Raw genomic sequence first — 14,914 nt, forward strand, 5'->3', positions numbered from 1 at the left:
CCGTCGCAGCCGAGAGGCCGCCGGCGTCCCGTGCTCTGACGTGCGGACCCGCGGGCGCAGTAGAGGCCTTCGCTTCGTGCTAACCTTGTGTTGTGCTATCATGCGGCGAGTGGCCCTCTTCGCAGGTGTCGAGCATGCGAGGTTCTGACGACGGATGTTGCGAACCCTCACGCTGTTGTTTTTGTTGATCTTGTCCTTCGCGTTTCCAGCTTCGTCGCGGGCCGAAAACGATCGGGTCGCCTTGGTGCTGCATGTCAACGGCGCCATCGGTCCGGCGACCGCCGAATATGTCAGGCGTGGCCTGACGAAGGCGGAAGAGCGCCGCCTGCCGCTGGTGGTCCTGCAGGTGGATACGCCCGGCGGCCTCGACACCTCGATGCGCGAGATTATCCGCGCGATCCTTGGCTCGCCCATACCCGTCGCAACCTACGTTGCGCCGAGCGGCGCGCGGGCGGCGAGCGCCGGCACTTACATCCTTTATGCCAGCCACATTGCGGCGATGGCGCCGGGAACGAACCTCGGCGCCGCGACGCCGATTGCGATCGGTGGCGACATGTTCGGTGAGGGTAAGGACGGCGACAAACAGCCGGCGGCGCAGAGCCCGGGCGAGGCAAAAATGGTCAACGATGCCGTGGCCTATATCCGCGGGCTGGCGGAGTTGCGCGGGCGCAATGCCGACTGGGGCGAAAAGGCGGTGCGCGAGGCTGCAAGCCTCTCGGCCGAGGCCGCCGTCCGGGAAAAGGCCGTCGATTTCACCGCGACCGACGTTACCGATCTCCTGAAGCAGGCGAACGGGCGGACGGTGCGCGTGGGGCAGCGAGAGATCGTGCTCGATACCGCAGGTCTTACGACCGAGGACTTCGTGCCCGACTGGCGCACCCGGCTGCTTTCAGTGGTCACTGATCCCAATATCGCGGTCATCCTGATGATGATCGGCATCTACGGCTTGATCTTCGAGTTCCTGTCGCCGGGGTCGGTGGCGCCGGGAACGATCGGCGGCATCTGCCTGTTGCTCGGGCTCTATGCGCTTTCGGTGCTGCCCGTCAGTTATGCCGGCATAGGGCTGATCATGCTCGGGATCGGATTGATGGTCGCCGAGGCGCATTCGCCATCCTTCGGCGTGCTCGGCGCCGGCGGCAGTTTTGCACTGGTTCTGGGCGCGGCCATTCTCTTCGATACGGATACGCCGGGTTTTGGGGTTTCCTGGTCCGTGCTGGCGGCGCTTGCGGTTGCAAGCCTCGGTTTTAGCCTTCTGGTCGCTCGGCTCGCCTTCAGTTCGAGCCGCCACGCGGTGGTGACCGGCAGCGAACAGATGATCGGCCTTGCCGGCACGGTCGAAAATTGGACCGGCGCGGCCGGTTACGTCATCGCCCATGGCGAGCGCTGGCAGGCCGTCAGCACGGAGACGCTGTCGAGGGGCGAGAACGTGAAGGTCATCGGGCGGAACGGACTGACGCTCGAAGTGATCCGCGACGGACCAAAGACATAGCGCCCGCGGATCTGGTGAGGGCGCGGTGAAGGCGCCCGGAATGGAGGAATGGTCATGGACATGTTCGGGAGCCTTGCTCCTTTTGCTGCGTTGCTGGTGCTCGTCATTCTCGTCATCGCCTATTCGATCCGGATCCTGCGTGAATATGAACGGGGCGTGATCTTCACCCTCGGCCGGTTCACCGGCGTCAAGGGGCCGGGGCTGATCCTGCTTGTGCCCTATGTGCAGCAGATGGTGCGGGTCGATCTCAGAACCCGGGTGCTGGACGTGCCGAGCCAGGACGTCATCTCTCATGACAACGTTTCCGTTCGGGTCAGCGCCGTGATCTATTTCCGGGTGATCGACGCCGAGAAATCGACGATCCAGGTCGAGGACTTCATGATGGCGACGAGCCAGCTGGCGCAGACGACCCTGCGGTCCGTGCTTGGCAAACATGATCTCGACGAGATGCTGGCCGAGCGTGATCGGCTGAACGACGATATCCAGAAGATCCTCGACAGCCAGACGGATGCCTGGGGCATCAAGGTGGCGACCGTCGAGATCAAGCATGTCGACATCAACGAGAGCATGGTTCGGGCGATTGCCCGTCAGGCGGAGGCCGAACGCGAGCGGCGCGCCAAGGTGATCAATGCCGAGGGTGAGCAGCAGGCCGCGGCCAAGCTGCTCGAGGCCGCCGAGATCCTCGCCCGGCAGCCTCAGGCCATGCAGTTGCGCTATCTGAGCACCTTGAACGTCATTGCCGGCGAGAAGAACTCGACCGTGATCTTCCCATTCCCGATGGAACTCGGTGGTCTGCTGGGGTTCAAGCCCGACAAACCCACCGGCTCGACGCAAGAGTGATCAAGCTGCTGCCCGGTCAAGCTGGGCGACCTTCAGCAGGTCATCGACGGCGCTCGGGGCTGCGGCCAACACCGGCGCCCAATGCGTCAGCGCCTCGCCCCGCGCGGGGAAAGGCAGCGTCCAGCCGCCGGCTTCGGTCACCAGGCAATAGCCGCCAAGGCAGTCCCAGGCATGCATGTAGGGTTCGTAATAACCGACGAGGCGACCTGCCGCCACATAGGCGATCATCAGTGCGCCGGAACCGTTGCGCATGAAGTTGCCGCCATTCGAGAGCAGGCGCTCGACGATGGCACCCATCTCGCCAGGTTTCACCTGATCGTTGGCGCCAAGCCCGGTGACGGCGTTGCGGATTGTGCGCGTGCCGTCGAGACGAAGCGGCTTGCCGTTCAGCGTCGCGCCCCGGCCGGTTGCAGCGGCATAGATTTCCTGGTGGCAGGGCGAGTGGATCACGCCGATAACGGGTTTCTCCGCATAGACCACCGCAATCGAGACGCACCAGTTTGGCATGCCGTTGACGAAGGGCGTGGTGCCGTCGATCGGATCGAGCACCCAGGTGAAGCCGGATGTGCCGTCGAGAAGTCCATGCTCCTCTCCGAGCACGCCATCGTCCGGAAACGCGGCGGCGATCTTGTCGCGGATCAACGTCTCGACGTTGCGGTCGGCGATCGACACGACGTCGTGGGCGTCACGCTTGGTTTCGATGACGAGTGTTTCCCGCTTCAGGAAGTAATCGTAGGCGAGCTGGCCGGCCTCCTCGGCCATGGATTTGGCAAGCGCGAACCGGGCATCGAGGCCGGCAATTTCAGCAGTCATGCAAGTGTCCTTCTCGTATCCAGTTGTGAAAAGTCATGCGTCAATCAAAGCGAGGCCGCGGCTGCGGAAACCGATCGCGACCTCCGTTGCCGGAGATAGCATTTCCTCCACCGCCTGATCGACAACAAAGAGGAGACCCGCCGGCGTTTCGACCTCGTATTCGACGTGGCCGCCGAGATAGGCGGCGCTGCTGATCGTGCCTGAAAGGGCCGCACCCTTGGCTGGCGTCAGCGTTACCGCGTTGGGCCGTACGGCGAGTTTCGACGGACCCGTCCGGGTGCCCTTGGAGGGCAGGCGGTGCTCAAATCCGCCGATGCGGATCGTCGCCAGGCCGGCGTCGGTCGCGGTCACCTCGCAGGGCAGCACATTGGCCTCGCCCATGAAGTCGGCGATGAAGGTGGAGGCCGGCGCTTCATAGAGGTCGCGCGGCGCACCTTGCTGCGCGATCGCGCCATCTTTCATGACGATGATGCGGTCGGAAACGGCAAGCGCCTCGTCCTGGTCGTGGGTGACGTAGACGGCGGTGAACCCGAGGCGCTGCTGCAACTCGCGGATTTCTGTGCGCACCTTGCGGCGCAGTCGCGCGTCGAGGTTGGACAGCGGTTCGTCGAGCAGCAACACCTGCGGTTCGAGCACGAGCGCGCGGGCAACGGCGACGCGTTGCTGCTGGCCGCCCGAAAGTTCGGCCGGAAGCCGCTGGCCGAGGCCGCCGAGGCCGACGAGCTGCAGGCCTTCTTCGGCGCGCTCACGCGCTTCCTTCTTCTTGATTCCCGAGGATTCGAGGCCGTAGGCGACATTGTCGAGCGCCGACATGTGCGGGAAGAGCGCATAGGACTGGAAGACCATCGACACGTCGCGCTCGTTGGCCGGCAGCATGGTCACGTCCTTGCCGCCGATCAGGATCCGGCCGGCGGAAGGGTGTTCGAGGCCGGCCAGCATACGCAGCGTCGTCGTCTTGCCGCAGCCGGAGGGGCCAAGCAGGGTCACCAGCGTGCCCGGCTCGATGGTGAGCGACAGGTCGTGGATGGCGGTGAAGCTGCCGAACTGCTTGCGCACGTTCTGGAAGACGACCGAGCCGGTGCGCGGGGTGCTCATGGAGGTGCTCATGCGGTTTTCTCCTGGGAGATGGTGTTGGACGAACGGACCGGAGCGGCGCCGAGGACGCGGTTCTCGCGCCTCAGCTTGCGTTCGCCGACGAGGAGTTGCAGGCCGGTGATGACGGTGATCATCACCAGGATGAGGGCCGAGGAGTAGGCGATCGCCACGCCGAACTCGCCGTTTTCGACAAGGCCGACGATGTAGGCGGTGGCCATGTTGTACTCGGCGCTGACGAGGAAGACGACGGCGCTGATCGAGGTGATCGCCCGGACGAAGGAATAGACGAGTGCCGCGACGATCGCCGGACGCAGCAAGGGCAGGATGACCTTGCGCAACGTGCGGAAGCTCGTTGCCCGAAGCGTCAGCGACGCCTCGTCGAGGCTCTTGTCGAGCTGGCTCATCGCCGCAATGCCGCCGCGCACGCCGACCGGCATGTTGCGGAAGACGAAGCAGGCGACGAGGATCAGCGCCGTGCCGGTCATTTCGAGCGGCGGCAGGTTGAAGGCGATGATGTAGCTGATGCCGATGACGGTGCCGGGGATAGCAAAGCTCAGCATCAGCGCGAACTCGAAGACATCACGGCCGGCGAAACGCTGGCGCACGATCAGATAGGCCGTCAGCAACCCGACCATAGCCGTCAGTGGTGCTGCGATCAGCGAGATCTCCATGGTCGTCCAGAAGGAGTTCCAGGCAACACCCGTCCAGGCGATTGCGCCGTCGGCAAACGAGATCGAGAAGGCCTTGGCGTAGTGGTCGAGCGTCAGCGAGTTGTCGAGACCCCAGGTCTTCACGAAGCCGCCGAAGAGGATCATGCTGTAAACGACGACGGTGAAGATCATCCAGGGAATGACGATGGCGTGAACGCCGATCGAGATCGAGCGTGGCAATGCACTGTGGGCACCGGAATCGCCCTTGCCGGTCACGGTCGAATAGTTCTTGCCGGCGAGCCAGTAGCGTTGCGCCACGAAGGCCGTGAGCGTGAAGCAGAGAAGGATGATGGCGAGTACGGCCGCACGGGACGGATCGTTCTGCGCGCCGACGACGGCGAAGAAGATTTCGGTCGAGAGCACGCCATGGCTGCCGCCGAGCACCAGCGGATTGCCGAAGTCGGCCATGCTTTCGATGAAGCCGATGAGGAAGGCGTTCGCCAGGCCCGGCTTCATCAGCGGCAGAGAGACGGTCCAGAAGGTGCGCCAGCGATCGGCGCGCAACGTCTGCGACGCCTCTTCCATCGAAGGGCTGACCCCTTCGACGACGCCGATCAGCACGAGGAACGAAATCGGGGTGAAGGAGAGGACCTGCGCGATCCAGATGCCGGTAAGGCCATAGAGCCAGCGCCCCGGTTCGACGCCGAAGGCATCCGAGAGAAATTCGGTAACGACCCCGGCGCGGCCGAAGAGCAGCGTCAACGCCAGGCCGATGACGAAGGGCGGCGTGATGATCGGCAACACCGTCAAGAGCCGCATGCCCTTCTTGAAGGGGAAGCGGGTGCGGGTGGCGACAAGCGCGAAGGCAAGGCCAAGCAGCGTCGAGCCGGACGCCGTCATCAGCGCCAGCCATAGGGTGCGCCAGGCGACGCCGCAGCGGCCTTCGCCGACGACACAGCTCAGGCTCCAGATCGAGGCGTCCTGGATATTGCGGATGAAACCATCCGGTTTGAACGAGCCGTCGAAATCCTGAACCGACGCCGCGAACATGCTGCCGACCGGATAGAAGACGAAGACGATGACGAGGGTCACGAGCAGGGAAATCGCCGCGACGATGAAGGCGTCGCCCTTGAGCACGCCGCGCTCGGCCAGCCCGAAGGCGAACAGAAGAACGAAGGTGAGTGCCATAAGCACGGCGCCGGCGCCCATTGACGGCTGACCGTCGGAAAGCGTGCCGAACAGGGTCTCGCTGATCGTCCAGGTCCAGCCGGAAAAGCCGATCGCCAGCCCCTGGAGAGCGAGATACAGAACCCCCGCTGCGCCGGCGACGGCAAGCAGAAGCCCTCGACGCGCGGGATCGCGGACGAAACGCGCTGCGACGCAGATGCCGAGCAGCGCCAGCGCCACGATCAGCCACGGCTTATCATGGGCGAAAATCTGCATCAGGCCGGGGGCAACGGCTAAATCCCCGGGGAAATCGGCAAGCCAGCCGAGCCCGAAGAAGCCGCCTTCGATGCGATACCAGGGGACAGCCAAGAAGGCGGCCAGTCCGAGCCCGAGCGTGAGGTCGAGCCTGCGGTTGCGATGTTCCATGACGGTCCTTGCGCAATTTGGAATGAAAGATGATGTGACATTGCATCGCCGCGGCGCCTGCCGGAAGCGATGAACGACGGTTGGGACCGTTGGGCGGTGCCGGCCGGATCAATCACCCGGCCGAACCGTTCAGGCCGCGATCAGTTGGCGCTCGCGCCGACCTCGCGGTCCCAGCGCTCGAGCAGGGCTTTGCGTTTCTCGGCATCGCCGAAGGTGGCGAAATCGTAGTCGATCAGCTTGATGTCCTCGAACTTCGGTGCTTCCTTCGGCACTTCGGCCGACTTGTTGGACGGCAGCTGGAAGGACTTGGCGTCCTTCATGCGCGACTGGACCTCGGGCTTCAACGCCCAGTCGTACCAGGCCTTGGCATTGTCCAGGTTCTTGGCGCCGCGGATGATCGACATCGAGCCGATCTCGTAGCCGGTGCCCTCGCAAGGCGCGATCGACTTGATCGGGAAGCCTTCGGCAGTCTGTGCCACGGCGTCGTGCATGAAAACGATGCCGAGGCCGGCTTCGCCGCGTGCGGCTGCCTTCACCGGCGCTGAGCCGGACTTGGTGTACTGCGCGATGTTGCCGTTGAGCTTCTTGAGGTAATCGAAGGCCTGGTCCTCGCCCATGATCTGCACCAGTGAGGCAAGCGCCGTGTAGGCGGTGCCGGAAGAGTTCGGATTGGCCATCTGGATCTCGCCCTTCAGCGAGGCGTCGAGCAGGTCGGCCCAGCACTTCGGCTCCTTCAGGCCCTTCTTCTGGAAGATCTCGGTGTTGTAGCCCCAGCCGAGCGCGCCGGCATAAACGCCGACGGTGCGATAGCCGGAGCCTTCAGCCTGCTTCTTCGCCCAATCCTGGAGCTGGTCCAGCATCGGCGACTTGTATTCGAGCGTCAGGCCGTCGGAGGCTGCCTGCAGGTGCGGGTCGCCGGTGCCCGCCCACCAGATGTCGGTCTTCGGGTTGCGCGCCTCGGCGCGGATCTTGGCGTAGGTTTCGCCCGAAGACAGGCGAACCATGTTGACCTTGATGCCGGTTTCCTTCTGGAAGTCGCCGGTCATCTGTTCGCAGATGACCACGTCTGCGGAGCAGATGAGGTTGAGGCTGCCGGCAGCCTGGGCGGGCAGGGCGGCAAGCGCCGTGCCTGCAAAGAGCATGAGGGAAAGCGTCGTTGTTTTCATTGGGGCATCCTCCTGTTGCCTGTTTGAAACTTGGGCGCGAACGGGCATGGCGCGGCCATCGGCCTGCCCGCCGGGCGGCACGTTCACGATTTCGGTGCTGTGGATTTTGCTACGCTTCTGCGAAGCGCTCAGTTCGTCGCGGCGATCTCCGCGTCGAACCGTTTGAGCAATCGACTTCGTTCCTCCGGCGAGCCGAAGGTGGCGAAGTCGAAATCGACCATCTTGATCAGCGATATGTCCGGTGCGCCAGGCGGCAACTCCGCGCGGGCGTTGGATGGGACCTGGTTCTGGCCGGCAGCTGCACCCGTACCCTGGCCTTCCGGGGTGAGCGCGAAATCGACGAAGCTTTTCGCGTTTTCGAGATGGCGCGCGCCCTTGACGATGCTGACGGCGCCGATTTCGTAGCCGGTCCCTTCGCACGGCGCGACGATGACGAGTGGGAAGCCCGCCTGCTTCTGCGTGACCGCGTCATGCATGAAGGAGATGCCGATCAGGGTTTCCCCGCGTGCTGCCGCCTTGACCGGTGCCGAGCCGGCCGTGGTGTACTGGTCTATGTTGCGGTTGAGTGCGCCCATGAACCGGAAGGCCTCATCCTCGCCGAAGAGCTGCACCAGCGTTGCAAGCGTGGTGAAGGCGGTGCCCGACGAGTTCGGATTGCCGCTGCGGATACGGCCGCGATAGGCGTTGTCGGCGAGATCCTTCCAGCAGGTCGGGGCCGGCAATTTCAGCGTATGCAGCAGGTCGGCATTGTAGGCAAAGCCAAGCGCTCCGGCATAAATGCCCGCCGAACGTCCGCCGGAGATGGCGAAGAAATTCTGCGCCCAAGGCAGCATGTCGCGCTCATGCGCCGGCCGATAGGGTTCGAGCAAGTTCTCCGATCCCGCCTGCAGATGGGTGTCGCCTGTCCCGCCCCACCACACATCGACGGTAGGGGTGTCCTTTTCGGCCCGGATCTGGGTGAGGATGTCGCCGTTGCTCTTTCGGGTCATAGCGACCTCGATGCCCGACTTCGCCTCGAAAGCGGCCTTCATCGTCGCGCACCACGCTTCGTCGACACCGCAAAGCACGGTGAGCGCCGGTGCCGTCATGCCTGACGTGGCGGCGCACAGCCATAGGGCCACGCCCGCGCCGATAGCGGTAATGCCTTTCACGATGTCCTCCCATTTGGAGCGTTGCCGCCCCAATCTCCGCAATCAGGATGTCGGTATTCCCTGCGGGTCGCAACCCGCAGAATGGTTACCGTTCTTACAACACGGATGCGGCTTTGCCGTTTCAAGATTACAAAGATTACAAATGTGACAATGCGGATAACGCGAGCCGCTTTGATCATTGGGGCAGCCCCGCCTATGATGGCGGCGGGAGGACGTGCATGCTGAGTGAGAGAATACGGATTCTGATCGTCGAAGACGATCCGGACATGGCGGAGCTTGTTTCCGATCTGGTGGAGGCCGAAGGCTGGATGCCGCTGACGGCGCCATCGGCGGAGGCCGCCGCTGTCGTCCTCGAGCGGGAAACGGTGCACCTGGTGCTCGTCGACCACAACCTGCCTGGAGCCTCGGGCCGGACCTTTGCCCAGCGGCTGCGGGCGCGCACCAATATCGGCATCGTCATGGTAACGGCGGCAGGCAGCGCCGCGGATCGGGTGCTGGGACTGGAGACGGCCGCCGACGATTATGTCGTCAAGCCGTTCGAGCCGATCGAACTGACGGCCCGGATCAAGGCCGTGCTTCGACGGACTTACCCGTCGCTGAAGCCGGAGCGGGAGACCGAGCGCGAGCACGAGCCCGCGGCGCTGAAACTCGGCGACTGGTCGATCGACCTCAAGAGCCGGCGCGCGGTCTGCCTTTCCGATGCGACCCGCTCGCTCACCAGCGCCGAGTTCGCTCTGCTGGAAATTCTCGCGGAAACGCCGAACACGCCAGTCACCCGCGCCCATATCCTCGATCGGCTGGGCGCCGAAAGCGATCGCTATATCGACCGCAACGTCGATGTGCTCGTGCTTCGGCTCCGGCGCAAGATCGAGCGCAATCCGGACCTTCCGCGCCACATCAAGACGCGGCGCGGCAAGGGTTATGTGCTGGATACCGACGACGACGAGGCCCGGCCGTGATCAGCCGCCCGTTCCTTTCGTCGATCGCCTTCCGCCTGCCGTTTGCGATCGTCTTCATCTGCGTGCTCGTTTTCAGCCTGGCAACGGTCGCCGTGTTCGGCCTGCAACGGGCGCGTGACGAGATGGCGGCCTACGGGCTGCAGGCCTTTTCGAGCCTTGCCAAGGCCTCACTGGTTTCGCGCCAGGTTTCCGATCTCGTGTCCAGCGCGCCGTTCCTGATGAACGCAACCTCGCCCTATCGGGTGTCGAGCGAAAGCCGCTCGGTCGTCGCGCAGGTCGACGTCCTGCTTCAGACCATGGCGCCGGAGACCGGCAAGATAGCGGTCGAGGGCTTTGCCAGCGCGCACATCGTCGAGTTGCTGGATGCGATCCGCACACAGACTGTGACACTCGCCGCCGACGCGGATTCGGCCCAGCAGTACAAGGCCGATGCGGCAGCAGCGCTCGGAGAGATCGCCACCGGCAACGGCATAGCCGACGCAGAGGTTCGCCAGAGCCTCAACGCGATCGTGCAATCGGCATCCAATTCCGACAGCCTGTTCCAGCTTGGCGAACTGCGCCGCCGCTACGTTGCCGTAACGACGCCCCGGCTGGCGCCCGCCGGGCCGGATAGCCGGATTTCGGCAGCCGAGCTGACGCCCTATGAACGGGTGTTCGAGGCGCAGACCCACTATCTTCTGGAAATGTTCGCCATCCGCGCCGCGGTGGCGCGGCTGCACACGGTCTCGCGCGATCTTTCGCACGCCACGGAAACACAAAGCGAGGCCGTTGCCCGGGGGCTCAACGAGGATCTCGCCTCGACCTCTGATGCGCTGAGCCGACTGCTCGTCATCGTCGCGGTCTCCGCCCTGCTGGTGCTCGTCATGGCGATCTTCTCGATCCGCTCCGTCATGCGGGTGTCGCGCGGGATCGTGTCGCTCTCCAAGGGCATGAACGCGCTTGCCCAGGGGCGGCGTGACGTCGATACACCGAGCTACAAGGGGACTGAGACCGAGTTCCTGCGGCTGCTTGAAGCCTTCAGCGCCTTCCGCGAAAGCGTCGAGCGCGTGTCGCGGCTTCGTCGGACGGCCGAGGCGGCGGCGCGCACCATTCGCTCGACCTTCCGCAACATGAACGAAGGGATCGCGCTTTTCGATCCCGGCGGCAAACCGATCACGATGAATCGTCGCGTCATGGAGCTCGTCGGCTGGCCAGGCTCGGCGCGGAAGCTGCCGCTGCGCCGGTTCGTGAGCCCAATGCCGGAGATCGATCCAACCCTCTTGCCCGCCGATCGCGACGCGGGATCGCTCGACGACCGGTTGGTGCTGCGCCATCGCTCCGACATGGGCCGGGTGACCGAAGTCTCCCTGTCGCGGCAGCCGGACCGGGGCATCGTGCTGCTGGCGCGGGACGTGACGGAGATCGACCGGCAGGAGGCCGAGGCGGCGAAGGCGCAGCGGCTGGACGGGATCATGAGGATGACCCACCAGGTGAGCCATGAGGTCGGCAACATGATCGGTATCATCACCGGCAGCCTGGGGCTGCTGGAGCGCGAGACAGGCTTCAGCGACCGGCAGAAACGCCATATCGCCCGCATTCGCAAGGCGGCCGACCGAGGGCGTTCGCTGGCCTCGAGCATGTTGTCTGTCGGCAGCCAGCATCCACTCCAGCCGGGCGCGCTCGAAATCGGCGCGGTGCTGCGCGGCATGGCCGACGTGCTTGAAATCGCCGTCGGCGAAAAATGCCGGCTCGCCTTCGAGATTGCGGACGGCTTGCCCAACGTGAATCTCGATGCAGCGCTCTTCGAGCAGGCGATCCTCAACCTTTGCCTCAATGCCGCCGCGGCGATGCCGCTCGGCGGCACGATCCTCGTCCGCGCCGGCTGCGTCGAGAGTGATGTCGTCGTCTCGGTGACCGATGCGGGGATCGGCATGTCGCCGGGGGCGGTGGACAAGGCGTTCGAGCCCTACTTCACCACCCGTGACCAGGAGGGCGGTGCCGGACTTGGCCTCGCCGTCGTCTACGGCTTCGTTCGGCAAAGCGGCGGCGATGCCCGCATTCTCTCGCAGCCTGGGCGCGGAACGACGGTGGAACTTGTCTTTCCGCGCTGAAGCGATACCGGTTTCTCGGGCGCTCTATGGCGCGCTTCGGCGCGAAAGGCGCATAACGGCGGCATCGATCCGTTCGCCGTTGTCGGCAAATACGGCCCACAGCCACGCCATCAGCCACAGCATCAGGCACCACGCCAGAACGACATCGGACAGATAATGCGCGCCGAACACGATCCGGTTCAGCGAGAAGGCGAGGACAAGGGGGACGAGGGCGATGATTGTCGCCCGTCGCCATTGAACCGGTAACAGCAGTGCGAGCGCCACGAGCGCGATCGCGGTGGCGGATTCGCCCGACGCAAAAGAGCAACTGCGCGAGCAGGCGCCGGACACTTGCCAGGCCGGCGTAAACGGCAGGCTGCCGCCGAAATCGGTGATCTCATGGGGGCGCGCCCGTCCGATCAGCCGCTTCAGCGCCTGAATAAGGAGCCCAGGTCCGAGCGCAAAGAAGGTCAGGAAGAACAGTGCCTTGTGCGGGCGGGGCAGCCATGGGCGGGGTGCGATGGCCTGCGCAACCAGAAGCGCCAGAACGCAAGGCAGAATGAAAACCGGCAAGATACGGTTGAAGTCGCGAAGGGCCCGCAGCTCCGGCTCCCGCGAGAGCGGAAAGTCGCCGGTGGCGAAGGCGGCCCAGCGCGAGACGGCAAGATCGATGCCGGGAAAGGCCATGAAGACGAAGGCCGCGCAAATGGTCAGTGCGCCGGCGGCCGCGATTGGCCGGTGTTCCAGGCGCGCGCGCGCCTGCCCCGGCCAGAGACGAGGATTGGCGCGCGACCATCGGCCGCTGTCTGAAGAGGTCGCCGTGGATGAATAAAGGCTGGGCATGCGGTCGCTCGCAAGTTGTCTGTGTGTGGGCCGGACACTTGCGCCGCTCTGTCAAGGCTGCGTCGAGGAACTGGGAGCGCTTGATGCGCAAGACCGAATGGTTGGCCGATACAGCTTCTGGTCGAGCGCGACCGACATGCGGGACGGAGGTCTCCGGCACTCTGCCCCGCATTTCGGCCGCGGGGAGAGGCCCGGTTTGTCGGTTGTGCGGCGCGTCCGTCGCCAATTGTCAAGAAACGGCGAAGATTTGTACGGAGCTCTATCCGGAGGGCCGATCAAGCGACCATTGGGCCGCGCGGACGAATTGCAACGCGGGCCTATTCGTCACATAAGCTGCTGATCACAACATCAGACCCAGGGAGTTAGTTCATGGTCGATAAGGGTCTCATCCTTCTGGCGGAGGACGAGCCGGAGATTGCGCAGATCCTAGATGCCTATCTCGTGCGCGACGGTTTCCGGACGGTGCGTGCCGCCGACGGCGAGACGGCGCTGACCCACCATGCGGTGCTGTCGCCGGACCTGGTGCTGCTGGACGTTCGCATGCCGAAGCTCGATGGGTTCGAGGTTCTCGCCCGCCTTCGCCGCGAGGGGAATACGCCGGTTATCATGGTCACGGCACTGGCAGAAGATCTCGACCGGCTGACCGGGCTGAGGCTCGGCGCGGATGACTACGTGATCAAGCCGTTCAACCCGCAGGAGGTGGTGGCGCGCGTCAACGCGGTGCTGCGCCGTACCCGCAACGGCGCCGGCGCCACCGTGCTTCGCTTCGAGAGTGTCGAGGTCGATCTCGATGCCCATGTCGCCTTCGTCGAAAAGGCCGGCAATCGCCAGTCGGTGCCGCTGACGCTCAGCGAATTCCGCATCCTTGCCCACATGATCCGCCGCCCGACGCATGCCTTCGATCGCGCCGATATCCTCGACGCCTGCCTGCCGGACAGCGATGCGCTCGCCCGCACGGTCGATACCCATATCGCCAATCTCAGGCGCAAGCTGGAAGATCTCGGTGCCTGCGGCTTCTTCAGTGCCGTGCGCGGCGTCGGCTACCGTTTCGTGGAGCCCAGATGAAGATCGGTCTCTCGCGCCTGCCGCTCGGCATTCTCACCGCGCTCGTGACGATCGCGCTGCTCATCATCAGCGTGTTCATCATCTATGCCGGCGTCGAATTTATGGAGCCGCGGCTGGAGGCGAGACTGCTGGAGCGGATGCCTGCGGAGGCGGCCCAGGCTTACAAGGACATCAATGCCGGCAAGTTGCCGCGCCAGGAGTCGCTGCAAAAGCTACTTTCGACGATGCCGGAACTCGAAGACTGGGCGAACTGGGAGGTGGACAAGATCATCCTCGGTTTCGGAGCGACGGCAGTCACTTTCTGCGGGCTGGTGGGCTACTGGCTGGCGCGCAAGATCAGCCGGCCACTGGAAGTGCTGGCGCAGGCGACGCAGGACCTCAGGACGGGTGACTTCGCGGTGCGCGTCGGATCGTTTCGCAAGGGTGCCAAGGAGGTGGCGACGCTCGTGAAGACCTTCGATGAGTTGGCAGCCGAACTGGAAAACATGGAGAACCGGCTGCGCTTCAATACGATGGCGGTGGCGCACGAACTGCGTACGCCGCTGACGATCCTGCAGGGCAACCTTCAGGGAATGGCCGACGGTGTTTTTCCTCTCGAGCCGGAAAGGGTGCGGCAGTTGCTGCTGCAGGTGGAGGGGCTTTCCGCCCTGGTTGAAGATCTGCGTACGCTTTCGCTCGCCGCCGGCCAGAAGCTGGTCACCCAGCGTCAGACGGTGGACCTCGCCGTGGAGGCGACCCAGGTGCTTGGTGCGTCAAACACCCTGCTTGGCTCTGTTGGCATGTCGGTGGAGGTCGCGCTTGAGCCGGTGCGGGTCTCCGGCGATTCGCAGCGTCTGCGCCAGGCGCTGCTGGCGCTGATCGAAAACGCTACACGCTACGCCGCAGACGGCCGTGTCCTGCGCTGCGAGACCGGGCGGCGGGGTGCCGACGAGGCTTTTATCCGGATGCTGGACCGTGGTCCCGGTCTTCCGGACGACGTTTCGATCCATTCGATCGACCTGTTCTGGCGCGGCGACGCCTCGCGGTCGCGCGCGACGGGCGGCACGGGCCTTGGGCTTTCCGTCGTCCAGGCGATCGCCAAGGCGCATGGCGGACGGCTGGAATTTTCCGCGCGTGCCGGCGGCGGCGCCGTGATCACGCTCGTCCTGCCGCGGGAAATCGCCCTGTGAGCGATTGGCGCA

12 protein-coding genes are annotated in these 14,914 nt (G+C 64.6%); 6 read left to right on the forward strand and 6 right to left on the reverse strand.

The window, feature by feature from the left end:
• The first annotated feature begins 154 nt into the window (after positions 1-154).
• Positions 155-1,489, forward strand: a complete 1,335-nt coding sequence (locus FA04_RS21330; protein WP_034790042.1) for an NfeD family protein — start codon at positions 155-157, stop codon at positions 1,487-1,489.
• A gap of 54 nt (positions 1,490-1,543) precedes the next feature.
• On the forward strand, positions 1,544-2,329 hold the full coding sequence (locus FA04_RS21335; protein ID WP_034790039.1) for a slipin family protein: 786 nt from the start codon (positions 1,544-1,546) through the stop codon (positions 2,327-2,329).
• Here the strand turns inward: FA04_RS21335 and FA04_RS21340 are convergent, their stop codons facing one another.
• From FA04_RS21340 to FA04_RS21360, 5 genes are all read right to left on the reverse strand, one after another.
• Positions 2,330-3,142: an inositol monophosphatase family protein gene (locus tag FA04_RS21340; protein ID WP_034790037.1), complete on the reverse strand. Its 813-nt coding sequence runs from the start codon at positions 3,140-3,142 to the stop codon at positions 2,330-2,332.
• A 33-nt stretch (positions 3,143-3,175) separates the two neighbouring features.
• Positions 3,176-4,237: an ABC transporter ATP-binding protein gene (locus tag FA04_RS21345; RefSeq protein WP_034790301.1), complete on the reverse strand. Its 1,062-nt coding sequence runs from the start codon at positions 4,235-4,237 to the stop codon at positions 3,176-3,178.
• 8 nt (positions 4,238-4,245) lie between these two features.
• On the reverse strand, positions 4,246-6,480 hold the full coding sequence (locus tag FA04_RS21350; protein ID WP_034790035.1) for an ABC transporter permease: 2,235 nt from the start codon (positions 6,478-6,480) through the stop codon (positions 4,246-4,248).
• Between the two features lie 140 nt (positions 6,481-6,620).
• Positions 6,621-7,646: an ABC transporter substrate-binding protein gene (locus FA04_RS21355; protein WP_034790034.1), complete on the reverse strand. Its 1,026-nt coding sequence runs from the start codon at positions 7,644-7,646 to the stop codon at positions 6,621-6,623.
• 128 nt (positions 7,647-7,774) lie between these two features.
• Complete coding sequence (locus FA04_RS21360; RefSeq protein ID WP_234798799.1) at positions 7,775-8,797, reverse strand: ABC transporter substrate-binding protein; 1,023 nt, start codon at positions 8,795-8,797, stop codon at positions 7,775-7,777.
• 218 nt (positions 8,798-9,015) lie between these two features.
• On the opposite strand from FA04_RS21360, the gene FA04_RS21365 reads away from it, so the two are divergent.
• The gene (locus tag FA04_RS21365) at positions 9,016-9,756 is read left to right on the forward strand and encodes a response regulator (protein WP_034790032.1); all 741 of its coding nucleotides are present in this window, start codon (positions 9,016-9,018) and stop codon (positions 9,754-9,756) included.
• Positions 9,753-11,846 carry a two-component system sensor histidine kinase NtrB gene (locus FA04_RS21370; protein WP_034790030.1) on the forward strand — a complete coding sequence of 698 codons (2,094 nt, stop codon included), beginning with the start codon at positions 9,753-9,755 and terminating at the stop codon, positions 11,844-11,846. The genes FA04_RS21365 and FA04_RS21370 overlap by 4 nt, the downstream gene beginning before the upstream one ends.
• A gap of 24 nt (positions 11,847-11,870) precedes the next feature.
• On the opposite strand, the gene FA04_RS21375 is transcribed toward FA04_RS21370, so the two are convergent.
• Positions 11,871-12,668 (reverse strand): phosphatase PAP2 family protein, encoded by a 798-nt coding sequence (locus FA04_RS21375; protein WP_051659182.1) that lies wholly within the window; start codon positions 12,666-12,668, stop codon positions 11,871-11,873.
• Positions 12,669-13,037: 369 nt separating this feature from the next.
• On the opposite strand from FA04_RS21375, the gene FA04_RS21380 reads away from it, so the two are divergent.
• Together FA04_RS21380 and FA04_RS21385 are read left to right on the forward strand one after the other, a co-directional pair.
• Complete coding sequence (locus FA04_RS21380; RefSeq protein WP_034790028.1) at positions 13,038-13,733, forward strand: response regulator; 696 nt, start codon at positions 13,038-13,040, stop codon at positions 13,731-13,733.
• Positions 13,730-14,902, forward strand: a complete 1,173-nt coding sequence (locus tag FA04_RS21385) for an ATP-binding protein (protein WP_034790027.1) — start codon at positions 13,730-13,732, stop codon at positions 14,900-14,902. Before FA04_RS21380 ends, FA04_RS21385 begins: the two co-directional genes overlap by 4 nt.
• Positions 14,903-14,914: the final 12 nt, after the last annotated feature.

The organism is Ensifer adhaerens (assembly GCF_000697965.2).
GTDB classification, from domain to species: domain Bacteria; phylum Pseudomonadota; class Alphaproteobacteria; order Rhizobiales; family Rhizobiaceae; genus Ensifer; species Ensifer adhaerens.